The 18,903-nt window shown below is 47.7% G+C and carries 15 protein-coding genes and 1 pseudogene; 3 read left to right on the top strand and 13 right to left on the bottom strand.

Annotation, left to right across the window (positions count from 1 at the left end; translation table 11 throughout):
* A partial coding sequence (locus tag ASN18_RS17530; RefSeq protein WP_236861627.1) for a hypothetical protein occupies positions 1-229 on the top strand: 229 nt, incomplete at its 5' end.
* Between the two features lie 38 nt (positions 230-267).
* Here the strand turns inward: ASN18_RS17530 and ASN18_RS08990 are convergent.
* Complete coding sequence (locus ASN18_RS08990; protein WP_085052413.1) at positions 268-927, bottom strand: hypothetical protein; 660 nt, start codon at positions 925-927, stop codon at positions 268-270.
* Between the two features lie 54 nt (positions 928-981).
* On the bottom strand, positions 982-2,598 hold the full coding sequence (locus ASN18_RS08995; RefSeq protein ID WP_085052414.1) for a hypothetical protein: 1,617 nt from the start codon (positions 2,596-2,598) through the stop codon (positions 982-984).
* 134 nt (positions 2,599-2,732) lie between these two features.
* Here ASN18_RS08995 and ASN18_RS09000 point away from each other — a divergent pair, with 134 nt between their 5' ends.
* Positions 2,733-3,881: an ATP-binding response regulator gene (locus ASN18_RS09000; protein ID WP_085052415.1), complete on the top strand. Its 1,149-nt coding sequence runs from the start codon at positions 2,733-2,735 to the stop codon at positions 3,879-3,881.
* A gap of 9 nt (positions 3,882-3,890) precedes the next feature.
* Positions 3,891-5,894: a PAS domain S-box protein gene (locus ASN18_RS09005; protein ID WP_085052416.1), complete on the top strand. Its 2,004-nt coding sequence runs from the start codon at positions 3,891-3,893 to the stop codon at positions 5,892-5,894.
* Here ASN18_RS09005 and ASN18_RS09010 read toward each other — a convergent pair.
* The 11 genes and pseudogenes from ASN18_RS09010 to ASN18_RS09060 form a co-directional block, all read right to left on the bottom strand.
* Entirely contained in the window at positions 5,891-8,263 is a 2,373-nt protein-coding gene (locus tag ASN18_RS09010; protein ID WP_085052417.1) for an ATPase, T2SS/T4P/T4SS family, read from the bottom strand. The genes ASN18_RS09005 and ASN18_RS09010 overlap by 4 nt on opposite strands.
* Before the next feature lie 58 nt (positions 8,264-8,321).
* On the bottom strand, positions 8,322-9,071 hold the full coding sequence (locus ASN18_RS09015; RefSeq protein WP_085052418.1) for an NADH-quinone oxidoreductase subunit B family protein: 750 nt from the start codon (positions 9,069-9,071) through the stop codon (positions 8,322-8,324).
* A gap of 9 nt (positions 9,072-9,080) precedes the next feature.
* Complete coding sequence (locus tag ASN18_RS09020; protein ID WP_085052419.1) at positions 9,081-10,556, bottom strand: NADH-quinone oxidoreductase subunit D-related protein; 1,476 nt, start codon at positions 10,554-10,556, stop codon at positions 9,081-9,083.
* Positions 10,556-12,049, bottom strand: coding sequence for a proton-conducting transporter transmembrane domain-containing protein (locus tag ASN18_RS09025; protein ID WP_085052420.1), 1,494 nt, complete (start codon positions 12,047-12,049; stop codon positions 10,556-10,558). Before ASN18_RS09025 ends, ASN18_RS09020 begins: the two co-directional genes overlap by 1 nt.
* Entirely contained in the window at positions 12,046-12,684 is a 639-nt protein-coding gene (locus ASN18_RS09030; RefSeq protein ID WP_085052421.1) for a hypothetical protein, read from the bottom strand. Before ASN18_RS09030 ends, ASN18_RS09025 begins: the two co-directional genes overlap by 4 nt.
* The gene (locus ASN18_RS09035; RefSeq protein WP_236861628.1) at positions 12,681-13,658 is read right to left on the bottom strand and encodes a respiratory chain complex I subunit 1 family protein; all 978 of its coding nucleotides are present in this window, start codon (positions 13,656-13,658) and stop codon (positions 12,681-12,683) included. The genes ASN18_RS09030 and ASN18_RS09035 overlap by 4 nt, the downstream gene beginning before the upstream one ends.
* Positions 13,655-15,676: a proton-conducting transporter transmembrane domain-containing protein gene (locus tag ASN18_RS09040; protein WP_085052423.1), complete on the bottom strand. Its 2,022-nt coding sequence runs from the start codon at positions 15,674-15,676 to the stop codon at positions 13,655-13,657. The genes ASN18_RS09035 and ASN18_RS09040 overlap by 4 nt, the downstream gene beginning before the upstream one ends.
* A gap of 228 nt (positions 15,677-15,904) precedes the next feature.
* Positions 15,905-16,252, bottom strand: a complete 348-nt coding sequence (locus ASN18_RS09045) for a HepT-like ribonuclease domain-containing protein (protein WP_085052424.1) — start codon at positions 16,250-16,252, stop codon at positions 15,905-15,907.
* Positions 16,245-16,508, bottom strand: a complete 264-nt coding sequence (locus ASN18_RS09050) for a nucleotidyltransferase family protein (protein ID WP_236861629.1) — start codon at positions 16,506-16,508, stop codon at positions 16,245-16,247. The genes ASN18_RS09045 and ASN18_RS09050 overlap by 8 nt, the downstream gene beginning before the upstream one ends.
* A gap of 128 nt (positions 16,509-16,636) precedes the next feature.
* Positions 16,637-18,406 carry an FG-GAP repeat domain-containing protein gene (locus tag ASN18_RS09055; RefSeq protein WP_085052425.1) on the bottom strand — a complete coding sequence of 590 codons (1,770 nt, stop codon included), beginning with the start codon at positions 18,404-18,406 and terminating at the stop codon, positions 16,637-16,639.
* Between the two features lie 227 nt (positions 18,407-18,633).
* Positions 18,634-18,903 (bottom strand): annotated as a pseudogene (locus tag ASN18_RS09060) (hypothetical protein); the annotation flags it as partial.

Raw genomic sequence — 18,903 nt, forward strand, 5'->3', positions numbered from 1 at the left:
TCAAGGCGGGGTTTATACCTGTATTCTAACCCAAGATGGCAAAGGGATAATCTCCGGCTCATCTGATAATACGTTGAAGCAATGGGATATGGAATCTGGCAAGTTAATTGATACGATACGGCTGCCGTGGATTCCCCGGCATATCGCACATGTGCCGGAGCAGCCGGGGACGATTGTGACGGCTAATGGTAATGGGACGCTGACACTGCTTGATGTCTCCGGGGTGTGAAGGCAGCGGGTGGTCACATGTCTACTTTACAAGGCCGTCTATTTTACAAGGCCAAAGAGTTTGGCAATCAGGTCAAGGGCTTTGGGGTTTGTTAAAAGTATGACGAATAGGAGTGTTAAAAAGTACAATTTATTTTTCAATTCCATACGAGCAAATCTCTCGTTCATGCGGCCTTCAACAGCAGCAAATCTCTCGTTCATGCGGCCTTCAACAGCAGTAATTCTCTCGTTGAGCCGACCTTCGAGGGCAATAATCTTCTCGTTTAAACGGTTTTCAACGGCGCTAATCTTCTCGTTTAAACGGTTTTCAACGGCGCTAATCTTCTCGCTTAAACGGCTTTCAACGGTGCTAATCTTCTCGCTTAAACGGCTTTCAACGGTGCTAATCTTCACGTTTAAACTGCTTTCAACGGTGCTAATCTTCACGTTTAAACTGCCATCTAACTTTAGTAAATCTTCTCTAACGGCAGTAATCTTCTCGTTTGAGCGGCCTTCCATCTTTAGTAAGTCTTCCTTAGTGACCAGCTCTTTGGTTAATTCCTCTTTAATCTCAGCTTTTTTTTGAATAACAACGGTTTCGGCTTTTGTTTCGATAGCGTCAAAGGCGACCGTTAAGATTTTCCCGATTTCACGGGCTTCTTCTTTGCCTGCTTTACTCTCTATCAGGTCATATACTTCTACCGGTAATGTCGTAGGCATAGATTAATTATAGCTTAATATTGCAAATGAAATCAATCTGCATTCGGCAATTCACTACGGTGTGCATGACCAGATATCGAAATGACGCGTGCTTGAGACTATCTTATACCGCTGTGTGAAGGCGCTTTGAAATGTGCTGGTAAATAGTCCACCTGATGACTTGTCATAGCCGTTCATTGAAAATGCCTGACCACCTCGCGGTATCAGCCATATGCCTGTCCTGCACTCAGAGACTGCCCTTATGGCAGCCTCTGGTATAGATATACCGCTTAATACATTGTCCATAAGTGACGCAGCGTCAAACGAGTAGATACCGGTGTGAAATACCAATAATGGACGATAGTACGTCAGCGGGTATGTACCATCGCCTGCGTAACCCATTTCGATAGTCTGCGATGGGTAGGCCGCTATAATGCCCTCCACTTCATTAAATATCTCTGGCGCTGCTGCGCGCTCCTTTATGTTCATATATAAAATGATAGGGGTCTTAAGGGCAGGCATAGTAGTCACTATCAGAGACGATATTAATATCGCAATAAATATGTTTTTTTTGGAAGGGTCAACGTTCACGGTTGAGGCGGCTGCCAGAAATAAATAAATCATAACCGGTATGAGCGGCAGCAGATGGTGTACACCCGCTCCGGGCTTCGACGCCACAACTGAAACCGCCAGCGAGACAGCTAAAAATGCCCATATTGCAGGCATATACCGCCTGAGTTTCACCGTATCTTTAAAGCCGTATAAGTATATCAGCGCAGCAGCAGCAATCTTCAATGCGATAAAGTTTAGATTCTTTATAAAAAGTGTAAGCTCAAGCCCATGCCTCGCCGTAGCCCTCATCCACATAGCATAGTTATACAAAGAGATGTTTTCAAATATGACAAAAGGCGCTAATGCCACAATAAATCCCAGCCCATACATACCGATACCCCATGCAAGACCAAAACGGACATAAAGCAGTGCAGCAACAGGGATGAAATATAAGACTGAGTGCAGCTTTAAGTCCGCACATATGCCGGTACAAATGCCTGTGACAATGACCGCCGCCGTCTTGCTGCCGCACGTTGAGGCATATAATGCAAGGACTACGAAAAAGATGATGAATGGGTCTGCTCGCTGCCAAAACGTAACCACAGGAAAGTCCATGAATATTAATATTATCAGAGCAGCGGCAATAAATGCGGCCTGATTGCCTGAAAGTTTTCTGAATGAGAGAAACGACAACACTACCGCCAATATTGCAGCCATGACGCCGCCCAGCTTAGACGTTAGAATTGAGGGCCCGAGTGCCTTCATTATATAACCATTGATGATAAACAGGGCTGGTCCATAAACAAAACTGTACCTGTCCGGCGAACCCAACGGGGGATATACTGCCCTGCCCTTAGTAAAAATCCATGATATAGCGGCAATGCCCGGCTCGACATGGTCTCCATACGCGTAAGACGTCAGATATAAATACAGCTCAACTGTGTATACAGCCATCAACCCCGAGGCAGCGACAAAAACCAATGTCCTGACGCCAGCGCTGATGCCAGAGCTGCCAGCATAGCGCAATAGCATATAGAATCCAAACGCACAAGCAGCAAATATAGCCCAGCTCGCAAAGACACCGTTCATAACAGTGGCAGGACGGTAGAGGATATTAAGAAAAAAGTTATCCAAAATCACCAGGTATTTGCCCCATAGTGCATAGATTACATCATATAAACTAAAGGAAAATCAACCATCTGTACAGGAATATTCTAACAGAATTAATTTTTATATATGTTATAATTATACACGTCAAAGGAGGATTCACTATTATGTATAAACTCGATGAGAATATTTTAAAAGTCAAGGCGGGTGGTGCGAAGACTGTTTTGGTAGTCGATGACGATGAGGCTATACGGCTTCTGATTCGTAATATTCTGGAGCCGGACTACATTGTCTTTGAAGCGGTTGACGCAGCAGGCGCCCTCACGCAGACCATTGCTTCTGATTTTGACGTTATTCTCCTTGACTATAACCTTGGCGGACGCGACGGCCTTGACCTGTTAATCGAACTTCGTGAAGACAGAAAGGTCGATGCTGTTATTATATTTATGACCTCAGATACATCACGCGACCTTACAGCTCAGGCATTCAGAGAAAATGCCGACGATTTCATCGGTAAACCCATCAACAGGCGGCTCTTTAAATACGCTATCAGCGAGGCAGTCAAAAAAAAAGAAACCGAGCGGAAGCTGCGTGAGGCCGCCTTTATAGCGAAAATAGAGGAATCAAAAAACCTCATCATCGCCATGGCAAGCCACGAACTCCATACCCCGCTCATCCCCCTTATCGGCCTCTCAAGCGCCCTATATAAACGCAGCGAAGAGGGTAATCTGGACAAAGATGTACTCTCAGACGGTCTCAAACGCATCGTCACCGCAGCCAGACGCCTGAACGAAATCATCGGAGATATTTTAGAAGTTGCTTCCATGAAAAGAAGTGACCACCCCCTGCACTATGAAGATATTGCCATACGGGCAATGCTTGAAGAACTACGACTCTATTACAAGGAGGCTGCGGCAGAGAAGGGCCTGAATTTAGTTATTACGATGCCAGAGGGTGAACATACCATCTTTACAGATGGGAAAAGGCTGCGGCAGGTCTTGCGCCTGATTGTTGATAACGCCATCAAATTCACCGAATTTGGCGAGGTGGAAATCGGCTATGATGTAGGTGAGGAGGATGTCTTATTTTTCGTCCGCGACACCGGTTCAGGGATTTTACCCGAATTTCAGGAGAGGCTTTTTGATGCGTTTGAAAAAGTGGATATGAAAAGCGGTACATCGCCGGGGCTTGGCGTGGGATTATATCTATGCAGACGTATTGTTGAAACTATGCTTGGAGGGGTTATCGAGGTTGACAGCACGTTGGGCAGGGGGAGCAAATTTACAATTAGGCTTCCAGAGATAGGGGCAAGGTAACCCCCGTTTATGCCGAAGACAAAATCGCAGGCGCTCAAAAAGACCAGTGAATTAGAGGCAAGTGAGTCCATGATGCGCGCGATTTTGGATGGCGCCGTCAATTCGATAATTATTATCGACCACATTGGTACAGTCCAGCTCTTTAACCGCGCTGCCGAGAGGACATTCGGATATGATGCCAGTGAGGTCATAGGCCAGAATGTTAAGATGCTCATGCCCGAGCCATACAAAAGCGGGCACGACCAGTATCTGTTAAATTATATTACGACCGGCAGGAAGAAAATCATCGGTATTGGCAGAGAAGTCCGCGCACAAAAGAAAGATGGAACTACATTCCCGATTGAACTATCTGTGAGTGAGATAAAATCAGACACGAGTATATTTGTCGGCCTGATTGTTGACATAAGTAAGCGTAAAGAGGCCGAGGAGGAATTAACGCGCCTTTCTGAGCGCCTGAGCCTGGCCGTTCATTCAGGTGGATTTGGGATATGGGATTATGACGTGAAACAATCGAAGCTCATCTGGAATGAACAAATGTTCAAGCTATATGAGATGCCACCGGAAGATTTCACGGGAGCCTATTCTGATTGGTCTGCTAAAGTACACCCTGATGACCTGCCAGCAGCAGAAGAAAAACTTGGCGCGGCCCTAAGAGGGGAGGCAGATTATGACGCAGAGTTCCGTATTATTACATCATCAGGGGAGAAAACAATCAAGGCCTCCTCGATTACCCAAAGAGACGCCTCCGGTCAGCCAGTCCGTATGATTGGTGTTAACTGGGATATTACTGCCGAGAGAAAGAGAGAAAAAGAATTGCTTGATTTATCTGAAAATCTGAAAATTGCAAAAGACCAGGCCGAAGCGGCCAGCAAGTCCAAAACAGAGTTCTTATCAAGCATGTCCCACGAGATTCGCACCCCGCTTAATGCTATTGTAGGCATGGCTGACCTGCTGTCAGAGACGACATTAACCGAAGAGCAGGCGAAGTATATCAGGACATTCAGGCACGCCGGAGACGGCCTGCTTGCGATAATAAACGACATCCTTGATCTGTCAAAGGTGGAGGCCGGCCTGTTTGAGCTTGAGTCTATTTGCTTTGATTTGAACGAACTGCTGGATAAGATAGGCGAGGTGATGTCCTTCCGTGCCCATCAAAAGGGGCTGGAGCTTGTCTTGTCACATATGCCTGAGACAATAGGCCTGGTAGGTGACCCGATGCGCCTGAGACAGATAATCGTCAATCTCATTGGTAATGCCATCAAGTTTACAGATAAAGGTGAGATTGCCATAATGACAGAGGTCGTGAATTCGACTGCGTCTGAGATAGAGTTGAAGTTTTCGGTAAGAGATACAGGCATTGGTATTCCAAAAGATAAACTGGATGCGGTATTTGAGCGGTTTACACAAGTTGACTCCTCAACGACAAGAAAATATGGCGGCACGGGCTTAGGTCTGACCATTTCCAAAAGGTTTATCGAGATGATGGGGGGCAAGATTCACGTAGAGAGTGAGTATGGCAAGGGTAGCGTCTTTTCATTCACGGCGAAGTTTAAACTCGACAATGAATGCAAACTCAGCCTAAAGCCGACAGGTACAAATATCGTGCCGACAGTTTTAAAAGATGATCAATCCGGGACAAGACCGCTTAGAATATTACTCGTAGAGGATAACGAAGACAACAGAAACCTGATACTGATGTATCTGAAAAAGACCCCGCATAAGATTGAAACGGCAGAAAACGGTCAGATAGCTGTAGAGAAATTCACATCCGGCACCTATGACATAGTCCTGATGGATATGGAAATGCCAGTCAAGGATGGTCTGACCGCTGTAAGGGAAATTCGACAGTGGGAAAACGAACAAAACGTCCGGAGGACAACAATCGTCGCCCTCACAGCCCATGCCCTAAAAGAACACGAAGATAGAAGCCGCGAGGCCGGTTGTGACGAACACCTGACCAAACCTATAAAAAAGGCAGTCCTGCTGGAATTCATTAAGAAATATGGCGGCTAGTCCTTAAACACCTCATTGCAGAAGGGGCAAAACTTCCAATCATGATTCCTTGGATTCAGGCATTTAGGACATTTATGTTTCAACGAATGACCGCAAAACGGGCAAAAGACGTAATCAGAACTCAGCGGCAGAGTACAATTTTTGCATATAACCATCTCCCTGCTTGATATGTTCGATGTTACCCTCATTACCTCCTCGATAGTAGTTATCCCCTCCATCGTTTTCCTAAGTCCGTCCTCGGTAATAGAATGCATACCGGCGTCAAAAGCAGCACGAGATATATCGTTTTCTCCGGCTTCCTCGAATATGAGTTTTCTGATTGTTTGGTTAACTGGTATGATTTCATAAATCCCTGTCCTGCCCCTAAAGCCGCGTCCTCCGCATTCGTCACATCCTACCGGCTTACAGAACCTGGCATTAGCGCCTACACTTTCCCCTTTCAGACCCAGCAATATGAGTTCTTCCATCGATGGCGTATAGGTCTGTTTACATGTGTTGCAAAGTTTCCTGACAAGCCGCTGGGCAATGATTCCATTCAAAGACGACGCTATAAAGTGGCCTTTGATACCCATACCCTTAAGCCTTGTAACTGCGGCAACGGCAGTGGTTGTGTGCAGCGTGCTTATAACAAGATGCCCTGTTATCGAGGCTTGAATTGCTACTTCAGCAGTCTCCGGGTCGCGCATCTCTCCTACCATTATAATGTCAGGGTCTTGTCTCAGTACCGAACGCAGGGCAGATGCAAATGTAAGTCCTGCCTTATCGTTTATATTTACCTGAATAGCGCCTTTGAGATTATATTCAACAGGGTCCTCAATCGTAATAACATTACTTATTTCGGTCATCAGGTGATTCATCGAAGAATACAATGTAGTGCTTTTGCCGCTGCCGGTTGGTCCTGTAACAAGCACAAGCCCCTGCGGCTTTTCTATCATCTCCAACACCATCTGATAATCCTTGTCGTTCAAGCCTATATCAACTAACGACAAACTTGACGACGACGGGTCAAGAATCCTGATAACCACCTTTTCGCCATATTGCGTAGGCAGCGTAGAGATTCGGAGATCAACCCCCTTGCCTTCGACCTTGATCTTTATCCCACCGTCTTGCGGGATGCGTCTTTCAGATATATCCAGCTTGGCCATAACCTTTATCCTTGAGACCACAGAAGGGGCGTAAGTCTTTGAAAGCTGCGTAAGGCTGGACATTATCCCGTCAACACGTAATCTAATGTTAAATGTGTGTTCGTGAGGCTCTATGTGTATGTCGCTTGCCCTGGATTTAAGGGCGTTTAATATTATTTTATTTACAAGCTGGATAACCGGCGGGGATTCACTGTCTTTTAACAGTTTGTTTGCTTCACTGTAAACATCAATACGGTCAGTTTTTATGTCCAGTTTAGAATCTGTTTGCTCCTGATCTGCAAAGAGTTCATTAAGCCTTTCAAATGAATCAACCTGCGTTGCCCCAGTTGACCTGTCAAGTGTAATTTCAGCGTAATTGCGGCGAATGGCATTCTCTATTTCTGTTGGTGTAGAGATAACTACTTCAACTTCCTTGTTAAGCATGTACTTGACTTCCCTTATGGCGTCAATGTCCATTGGATTGGCCATAGCTATTTCCACCATCCGGTTTGTGGCACGTAACGGTACAAGCACATATTTCAAGGCGAAGTCCTTATCTATCAATCTGGCTACATCATTTTGTATGCCTACAAAGGTCAGATCAATGTACGGCATATTAAGTTGTGACGACAAGCCGCGCGCTATCTCAGCCTCTGTGGCAAAGTTCATCTGAGTTATAATGCCGCCAAGTTTTTTCTTGCTTGTCTTCTGTTTTTTAAGACATGCCTCAAGCTGCTCCGGCTTAATAGTTCCCGCCTCTACCAGTATCTCTCCCAGCATTCGGGGCTTTACATTGTAGTAATAAGTCTGAATTGCCCTTCTTATTTCAGACAAAGTTGCAACTACCGGCTTTACTTTTTTCCCCGTGACAAACTCAATGTCTCTGATTGCCCCGAGGTCAAGCGGGTCTGACATTGCCACGGTTATACGGTTGTTTGCAAAGTTGATAGGCAGAACAAGGTGTTTCTCTGCGAGTTTTACCGGTACTGCGTTAATGGCGGCTGCCTCAATCTCGGTTTTTTGAATTTCTATGCTCTCAAGCCCCATGGTGTCTGCAACTGTATGAACAATTTCCATTTCAGAAGTAAAGCCGAGGTCTATAAGCACTTTGCCTAGTTTGCTACCAGTACGCTTTTGCTCGGCCAGGGCCGACTTTAGCTCCTCTTCCTTAATTACACCGGCCTCCAGCAATGCCGCACCAAGTTTCTTGGTATTAGCGTCCGGCCTGCTCCTTTTAACTGTCACAATACTTACCCCCCATATATCGTAATCAATTTAATATTATACACGTTACAACATAATATTACAAATCGTGCCCAAGCAGTTTAAGCAGCCCGTTGATAACTGTAAGCGGATGGGGCGGGCAGCCGGCGATTGAAAGGACTGGTCTTATAGTGTCTAAAAACGAGCGGTCAACGGCGGTTGATTTCGCAAACAGGCCGCCGCTTAGGGCACAACTACCAACAGCAATAAGCGCCCTGGGGCTGGGCATTGCCTCGTATGTGTCCCTTAAGGCATAGGCCATGCCTTTAGTAATCGGCCCGGTCAGTACGAGGCCGTCTGCGTGTCTTGGTGAGGCGACAAAGTCTATACCAAAGCGCCCGATGTCAAAGTTTACGTTTGACAGGGCGTTTAACTCCAGTTCACAGCCGTTACACCCACCTGCTGATACGCTTCGGAGTTTGAACGAGCGTTTAAAATAGTTTCGAAGCCCTTCGTTTACCTTTACCACAGGGGTCTTCCTTTGGGCAGATATTATTAATGACGACGGCTCTGTTGCAGCTAGTTCTATAGAGTTTGAAAATTTTATTGTCCCATTGCAGCATACGCGCACACATTCGGGGCAGAGTATGCACTTATTCAGGTCTATGGCAAGCGGGTTAAATGAAATCGCCCCCGTCGGGCACACATCGCCGCATCTGAAGCAGCCGTTTGGGCAGTCCCTTGATTCAATAATCGGCAGCCCTCGAAATCCCTCAGGAGGCCGTGCCGCTTTTACATCCTTTATGCTTCTGAATCCCTGGTTAAATCTTACCCGTAATGCGTCAAACATGAAATTCTCCTACAGGTCGTGCCCAGCATAAGAGGCATCAAAACTCTTGTTGCAGACCGGGAAATCTGAAATCCCTCCTCTTCTGACAGCAAGGGCAAGGCCAAACCAATTGTGAAACGAGGCATCCACTACCTTATAGTGATCAACTTCGCTGTTACCCCCGGTTAGTACCGCGTGAGAGACCTCACCGCGCCATCCCTCAATGAGTGCAACGGCGAATCTGTCAGGCCCTAACAGCGGCGGGGCTGTATAAATATCTCCGGTCATCAGGCCAAAACTCAGCCAGCCGCGGATTAATTCTATTGACTGTGTTATCTCAAGCGCCCTGAGCTTGACGCGCGCATAGACATCTCCCGAGTTCAGTGTGACCGGGTCAATCCTGTCATGCTTGTATATGCCGTAGGGCTGGTCTGCCCTAACATCTATGGGAAGACCGGCAGATTTTGCTATTATACCGACAAGCCCTGCCTTCCATGCCAAGTCCGTACTTATCCTTCCCGTGTATTCCAGTCTTGATAACACGCCTGGATTATTAAACAGGCATTGGTTTACAATCTCGAGGTCGCGTGCTATCTCTGCCGTCATATCCATGATGTGCTGCCTTAAGTCCACGCCAATGTCTGCAAGCACACCGCCAGGACGTATATACCCCCTGCCAAAGCGGCAGCCGGAGAGCATTAATGTTGTATTAATTACGGCTGTGCGAATGCGGCCATAGGCAGATGCCCCGGGCAAAAATCCAATGTCCAGCGAAACCCCGCCAAGCCCCACGAGGTGCATCGCTATGCGCTCAAGCTCAAGGGCTATGGCGCGCAGAATCTCAGCCTTTGGAGACAGCTCAATCCCGCAGAGTGCTTCTGCCGCGGCGGCATAAGCCCACGCATGGGCTATTGCTGAGTCCCCGGCTATGGATTCGGCAAGCGGGGCCTTCAGCATCGGGCTGCCCTCTTTAAAGAGGGGTTCAATACCGCGGTGCTGATAGCCTAGTTGTATCTCAAGGTGATAAATCTCCTCGCCGTGGCAGATAAACCTGAAATGTCCTGGTTCGATTATACCGGCATGAACCGGTCCTACTGCTACTTCGTGCGTGTCTCTGACGAGTGAGCTGTACAATGCCTGTGACGCGCTTGGCCCTGTATCTCTAACTGGTTTAAGCCAGGGGTGCCCCGCCGGTATGATGCCGGTTTGTTCGTAGAGTTCTCGTTCAAACAGGTGAAGGGCAGGGGCATGGGGGGTTATCGAATCATATGTCATACCCGGCCCGGCCAATGCAGAGGCCGCCATAAGCGTGTTTGATGTGTCATCAGCCAGTACAGCTATGATTTCGTACTTGTCTTCGTGCGTGGGATGCCCGAAAAAGTGAACAGGTCTGAGGCCGTCTTTTACATGCGCGGCAGTGTCTTGCGCCAGGTCTGCCATCGATAATATGGGGATTGCCTTTCTCGGTATAGAGATGCCATTTTTTATTGCCGCCCAGACGCCCATTAATTGCCTCCAAGCGCTGCGGCTGCCTGATGTAGCAGCGTATTCAAACGTTGAGGGATGTGAATCCCCAGGGCAGCCAGCGCCGCTATGAATGTCCACTGCGGCAGGGTTGACAGGATGGGCTCATGATGTTTTTGAACAGGCTCACCTTGTCCTTTAGAGAATGCCATGCGCATCACCGCTGCGGCAAATCCATAGATAATGACCGTTAAAAAAAGGGCAACCACGCTAAGTATAAACCATCTGCCGTCTGTCACCATCTGCCTGAGCATTGAAAACTCCGTAATGAAAATCGCCCAGGGTGGAAATCCCAAAAGGGCAAGGGTTCCTGTCACTAATAGCCACGCGCTTTGTGGCACACGGTCAACCCCGCCGCGAATATCCTTTACGTTGACTGTGCCATAGGCGTGCAGGAAATTCCCCGACGTAAGAAATAACGAGTGCTTGGCAAGCGAACTGCAAAGCGTATGGAGCATCACGGCATAAACCGCCCCCCCGCCAAGCCCCATCCCTATTGCCAGAATCCCCATATGCTCAATTGTCGAGTACGCAAGTTTTCTCTTAAAATTCCCCGCCCTGATGACATACACAGCCGAAACAAACAGGGAAACGAGGCCAAGAATAAGCATGAGCTGCCTGATAAAGCCAATCATCGGCGTTGAGGAGAATATTTGATAGTAGCGCAGAATACACAAAAAGGCAGAAATCGTCAGCGCACCAGAAAACATCGCCGACGCCGGTGAGGGCGCCTGAGAGTGCGCATCAGGCAGCCATGTGTGCATGGGGGCAAGGCCCATCTTCGTTCCAAAACCAACAAGTGCAAATACGAAGGCAATCCCCCCCCAAAGCGGTGAGATATTCGCTGCCCCGGCGCTCAGCGCATCGACATTCAGACCTGCGTCCTTGATTGATCTACCGGCCTCTGTCATCGCCAGTACACCAATGAAGGCAAGGGCAATGCCCACTGAGCAGATGAAGAGGTATTTCCACACCGCCTCAAGCGATTCCTTTCCCTTGTGATGAAGGATGAGCGGGGCAGTCGACAGGGTCGTTGCCTCGATAAATACCCACATCAGGCCCAGATTCCTGCTCAGTATAACGCCGCTCAACGTAGACAGCGTAAAGAGCATTGTTGGTACATACCAGTGGTTATATTTTTCGTCGTGTGCCTCTCGTATCAGAACGGTCATCTCTGCGATAAAGACAGTGCTGTAGAGCGCTGAGGCCAGAAAGAGTGTGGACAGTATAAGGAGAAAGAGATAGTTCAGGGCATCGGCGCCGATTAAGGCATCCGGGGCGTGCTGCCCATATGTCATGGATGGCCCATATGAAAGGAGCAGCGTCATCACAAGGTGAGTAACCGCCGCCGCAACGATTATCGTCTTGTCAAAGAATGGCGCTTTGGCACTGACCGCCCGAATCGCCTTTAGTCCGATAGAAAGCGCAGCAAATAACGCTGGCATGGCAATCAACATAGATTCGCTGAGTATCAATCCTTTAGTCTCCTCAGAAGGGTTACGTCTGAACTTTCAAACGTAGATTTCATACGGTTCAGGAATATCCCCATGAGAAATACACCCATAAACACATCAAGCAGAACTCCGGCCTCCACAACTACCGGCACTTCTGAGGCAAGGGACAGCGACATCATAAACACCCCGTTTTCAAGCACCAGAAATCCCATAACATGGGTAATTAGTTTTTGATTGGTTATGACGATAAAAAGCCCTATCACTACCGCTGAGATGGAGATACTAAACGTGAGGACATCAACACCAGAACCCGCGTTTCTCAGCGCCACAGACAGGACAAATGATACAGAGATAATGGCGGTTGCCACAATAAGGGAGATAAAGTTATCGATATACGGCTCTGTCACCCGTTTGATGTCAAGTTTTTCGATGATGTAGTGAATAAACAGGGGTGTGACGGCGGCCTTTACAACGAGGGTCTCAAATGCAAGAATCATTGTGTGACCTAGTTTCATATTCCCTGCGTGAGACAGGGAAAATAGAAACAGGAGCAGCCCCTGAACTGACAGCACCTTGATATATGCGCCAAGCCTGCTGGTTGTGGAGATATAAAGAAGTGTAACGCCAAATAGCACGACGACCAGGTTATGTATCACTTATGCACCCCCAGCATCAGCACGGCTAAGACGATTAGGGCCACAGACGTAGCCCCAAGTATAAACTGCGGCACATGTGTCATGCGCAGCCGTGCGATTGTGGATTCAAGCAGCCCTATGCTTATAGCTATAAGTGTGAGCATAAGCAGATACAGGACTACTCCGGCAAGCGGCGACACCCACTGCGGGATGATTATGCCGGTGATGAGGGTGCCAAGCAGGGTTATTTTTATCATATTTGCGGCGTTGATAAACCCCAAATCAGGACCGCTAGTGTCAAGCACCATGACCTCATGGACCATTGTCAGTTCAAGATGAGTAGTAGGGTCATCAACGGGCATACGGCTTGCTTCAACGAGGATTGTCATCATAAGGACGATGTTGCCGCAGATGGCCGGGATTAATAGTTCAGACTGTGACCATGCGCGCGCTGCCCCCATGATTGACGCCAGAAAACCGCCCTGTCCGAAGTCGTAGGCGGCGGCAGGGATCATCGAATAAATACCGGTAATAGATGTGTGGCCGGTGAGCATAGCCATTGAGCCCATGATGATGAAAAACGCAGGTTCAATGAGCGCAGAAAATGTAATCTCCCTGCTTACGCCCATGCCTTCAAAGCTGCTGCCCGTATCAAGCGCCCCAAACACGGTGAATAACTTGCCGAAGGCCAGAGCGTAGGTAAAAAATATGAAGTCCCCGTTGAAATGAATAAGGGCAGGGCGTCCGGCAATAGGAACCACTACTGCTGCCGTCAACACAGCGCCAAGGGCTGCCGAGGGGGCAAGGGCAAAGATTGGAGATGTAGTTCTGCTTATCACTGAGGACTTTCTCAGAAGCCTGATAAGGTCAAAAAATGGCTGAGTGACCGGAGGGCCGTATCTGCCCGCCCACACTGCCTTTACCTTGACGATGAGCCCGGCGATGACGCCCGATATGGCAATCATAAGGAAATATCTGACCATCGCGCCACTCACGCAACACCTCTCCATACGGCGGCAAAGAGAAACGCGGCCAGCGCAGCCAGAATATATAAGACATAGTGCCCGGTGTGCCCGCTCTGAACCCATGAAAACCTCTCGAAAACCGCCTTCAGTATAGCGATGCCCTTGTCGATAACCATAGATTCGATAAAATCGAATGTAACCGATGTATATTTCACGCGCCTTGCGGGAAACGGCTCACAGCCCGGGATGTCGGCGCTTTTGGGGATGAATTTTTTCTTTTCAACACGCCGCAGAAGCGGTGAGACAAGTTTTACCAGTGGTGCGCCAAGCGATGACCCAGTGTACTGCATCCGGCTTGAGACGGCCTCATATCCACAGCCCCATGTCGGCGCAGAGGCAGGGGTTCTGACAAGCAGCGTGCGTATGAGAAACAGGGCGGCAGTCACTACAACAAGCAAAAGTGCGCCGCGTGCTACAGAGCCGGTAATGGTAACAGCGTTACCTATCAGATTGATTTGCGTGACCCCAAGACACACTAACGGGGCATGAATAAGCCGCATAACGGACTCCGGCCAAAGACCGGTGACAAGACATGAGGCCGCAAGGACAATAAGCGGGAGCGTCATCGATGCAGGGGGTTGTAAGGCAGCTGGCAAATTAGACCTCGGCGTGCCTAAGAATGTAATACCAAAGGTCTTGGCAAAGACAGCAAGCGTGACAGCGCCATTTAGGGCAAGCACGGCAACGGCAATCACCCCGACAGTGATGATAAATCCTGATGCCGGCGTCAGCGCCCTTAGCAGCCCTGAGTATATGAGGAATTCGCTGATAAAGCCGTTAAAGGGCGGCAGCGCAGAGGCTGAAAGTGAGGCGGCTAAAAAAGTCACGGCCACAACTGGCATGGATTTGATAAGACCACCCAGCCGGTCGATGTTCGACGTACCGGTTGAGAGAAAGACTGCGCCTGCTGCGTAAAATAATACGCCCTTAAACAGGGAGTGATTAACGACATGAAAGAGCGCCCCGGCAAATCCAAGCACCTCCATCAGGGGAAGCGAGTATGCCTTGCCAAGCAGCCCTACACCGATGCCGATGCCGATGATACCTGCGTTTTCGATTGTGGAGTATGCAAGTATGCGTCTGAGGTCATTTTGGACCAGGGCATAGAGGATACCTAGTACGGCTGAAAACATGGATATAAATAACACGGTGTAACCATAGAGCGGTGCAGCGGCAGGCGTCAGGGCGATGATTCTGAGGATTCCATAGATTCCCATATTTACGGCAGCGCCTGAGAGCAGACCTGAGACCCCGCGCGGGGCTTCGGTCTCTGCGTGAACCGCCCATGAATGAAACGGCATAAGCCCGGCCTTAAATGCAAATCCGATGAAAAATAGCAGAAACACAATCGTGCCGCTTGTTGTATTTGACGAAAGCACGGCGGTAAAATCTGAAAAATCCATCCCTGTCCCGTTGGAAGCCATGACTATAGCGGCAGCCAGAATCACTGCCCCCACGTGCATGGTAACAAGAAATTGAACCGCCGCCGACATGGGTTTAATTTTACCCCGCTCAAAGGGGATGAGAAAAAAGATACTCAGCGCCATGATTTCCCATACGACAAGAAATACAAGCGCATTTCTGAGGACTAAGGCCATAAGCATGGAGGCAGCTGCGAAGTTAAAGAACATGTAGTGTAGTCCAGCGCTCATACGTGGTGATGATTTTGGCATAAGTGAAATATAACCGGTAATATAAATAATAGAAAACAGGGTAGTGACGGCAGTCAGGGCAGCAAAAAATGCGGACAGCGCGTCAAGTTCAAATCTAACAAGACCAAGCGGCGCCCCCATGTCGATAGTTTCAGTAAGCACATCACCGCCAAGCAGCACGCGCACAGAAACAAACAGCACACCGGCGGCAGCAAGGGCGATAGTTGAGACAGAGCAAACGGCGGCAACCCTGCCCCTGTCAGCCTTCCCTGAGAAAACAGCCGCTAATAAGCCCCCTGTAACAGCCGCGGCAACGGCGATGAACAAAACACTCATGAGATATTAACCTTCTATCAGCCTTTAGGCAGCCTTCAGGTAATTTATAGGCAATCTTTAGGCAGCCTTTAGGCAACTGGCCGGTTCAGCGCACACCCCCGCCAAATCCATCCCTATAATAAAGAAATGGATTTTTCAGTGTCAACAAGTATTTTGCACATATAATGGGGGGTGATGAACAGGGAGATGGGAGCAATGATAGACCATGTCATAGTCATTACGATTAAATTATCCAATGCCCTCTCTTTCAAATAATCTTTCGATTTTTGCCTTCAATTGTGGGATTGCTTTATCTACCGTATCCCAAACCACTTGAATATCGACTCCAAAGTAATGGTGTATCAGTTTATCCCTTGTCCCGGCCATTACCTTCCATGGAATCTCAGGGTATTTGTCTCTTATATCTATACTTATTCTCTTTGTTGCCTCTCCGATTATTTCCAATTCCCGAATAACAGCAGCCTGAACTAACCCATTATCGATAAAACTGTCAAAAACCATATCTTTTGTATATTGTTCAATTCTGCAGATAGAATCATAGATGTGTCGCAGATAAACGGAATTGCCTCTATTCATCGTAAATCTTTACAAGACTTTTCTTGATATTGTCAATCAAATAAGGGCTGATGGCACGTTCTGTCAATAGATCAACTTTAATCCCAAGCGCCTCTGATAACTCCAGTTCTATGCCAACTATATCGTAGAGGGTCAAATTTGTTGAAAACTCGACGAGAATATCTATGTCGCTATTAACTGAAAAATCTCCTCTGACGTAAGAGCCGAATACCGCAATGCTCTTAACCCCGTAAGGCTTGAGGCAGCTCACTATCATATGCTTAATCTCTTGAGTCATTATATTCACAGATGAGCCAATTGCAAAATATTTTTGTTCTCAACTGATTCAATTCTTTACGGACATATTTTCCCTCACCCCAGTATTGAATATCACACAGGGTATGTTCATTTAAGCCCTGCAATATCCCATATTGTATCCGAAATGCTTTGCAGTGATACGGAACTGCTTACCGAGGTGCCGTTCATAAGCCACACAACGTTTGCCCCGGTAGACTTATCCCTCCACAGAATGTCGTAGTTGCCGTCCTTGTCAAAGTCCGCAGCGCCAGCGATTTCCCAGGTAGAACCGGTTAAGGATGGTAATGTTGCCGTGCTGCTTACAGAAGTACCGTTCATGAGCCAGACGGCATTAGCCCCAGTTGAACTGTATCTCCAAATAATATCCTGGTAGCCGTCGGCGTTAAAGTCCCCCGTGCCCCCTATCACCCATGACGTGCCGGATATTGTGGGAAGTGAAGCGATCCCACTTATCGTAGTGTTGTTCAAAAGCCATACGGCTGTGTAACCGTATGTCTTATTTCTCCATAGGATATCAGGGTAGTCGTCCTGGTTAAAGTCTGCAACGGCGGCGATTTCCCAGTTGGCATCGGATACTGACGCAATTGATGCGCTGCTGCTTGCGGAGGTGCCATTCATGTACCATAAGGCGATGTCCCCGGTTGAGGTATTTCTCCACAGGATGTCGGTGCTGCCATCTTTGTTGAAGTCCCCGGTGCCCACTATTTTCCATGTCGCATCTGAAAGCGATGCAAGAGATTGCGTACTGCTTATCGTGGTGCCGCTCATGAGCCATACATAGTTGGCTCCGCTTGTCTTGTTTCTCAATAGAATGTCGGGGTAGCCGTCGGCGTTGAAATCGCTTTTTGCAGTATTTGTTATGCTAAAAGATGACAAATTAGGCGGGGTGTCATAACCCACGTATAGCTTATTGTTATAAATCATGCTATGAGGGCGCGTCCATGTGCCGGAGACAACAAGCGTATTGGATATAAGCCCCCAGCTTTTGTTGTAAACCGCGCGATACAAATCCCCGCCCTTGTCTGAGCTGCCGCGCCCGTAGTGAATGATGAAATATCCTGTTGTAGGTTCTATGGAAAGAGCCGACACAATGCTCAACATACCTTTGTCCGTTAGGATAGTCGATTTACCGGCAACAACGTTCCAGTTTGAGTCATAGATAATCCTGCTGAAGTTGTCATTAGCACCTGGTGCAAGCGTATCCGGGGCCACGAGATGGAAGTAACCGTTAGAGTACACGGCGGCAGCGCCGTTAGCGTGGACGTTGGTGCCTGTGCCTATGACATACGTGCCTTTCAGTGCCAGGGAGGAGTCATATTTATAAACCTTGTGTCCATTGCCAGGGTAGAGCTGCCCTACATAGATATACGTGCCGTCACCAACAATAAACATGTCATTTGTCGGAGAGCCATCGCTTACCACGGTTGTTATCCCTGAGCGCTGGAGATTGGCGTCAAGTTTTAACAGATATAAGTAGCCACCCTGCCCTGAGCCTGAGGTTGAAAAAGTTATATAGTGGTAATTGTTCTGAAACAGGTGCTTGTGGTCAGCAATTGTGTCTCCGTTTGCCGTATCCGCCGATGTCGCCACTGTGACAGCTGTCGATGTTTGATTTAAGGATGTGTCAAAATTACCCACTTTAATCGTCCCGTTCTGCTCGGTCGAAACTACAATGCTGTTTCCGTCAAACACCGGGATGCACCATACGCCGCCGTAGTCAACGTTTACCGTTTTTGTCAGTGAAAACGTCAGACCATGCGAATTCTCTGATGTTACCACCACAAGCAAAAAGACTGTGACGGCAATGAATATGAACCCCTTTGAAAAAACATATAGCGCTTTTGAGTGCTTACCCATTGAGAGTACCTCCTTAGAGATAGACTAGTTTAGATGTTAACCACAGTAGCAAAACCCGCCAATAATGTCAAGACTTTGCTCATAAAATATTCTCACTCCCTTACACTCGATATCATCTTTTCGTTACACAGATAGGATGGGTGAAAATGGACTTATTTACTCGTTTTGCAACTGGTTCAGATAATATTTCTTTTCCTGTTCAAGGCTGAGAGATTCCAAGTCCCCTACTACTCGAACACATTTTTAATGTTGACTTGAAGACCGTCTATGACTTTAGATGTAACCACTCCTTCGATTTCCGCGATTGAATGAGTCTTATATTTATCTGTTTCGATTGTTAGAATCTCAATAGTCTGGAACTCAGGGATGACAATCCAGTACTCAGGCACTCTGTATCTCTCATATATGAGAGTATCACTAAAAGATAGATATATGTTATAATAATCCTCAGAAAGATAAAAAGGAGGATAAAAAACATGAACTGTCCAAAGTGCAAG

The sequence above is a fragment of the Candidatus Magnetominusculus xianensis genome, from assembly GCA_001541255.1.
In the GTDB taxonomy this organism is placed as follows: Bacteria; Nitrospirota; Thermodesulfovibrionia; order Thermodesulfovibrionales; family Magnetobacteriaceae; genus Magnetominusculus; species Magnetominusculus xianensis.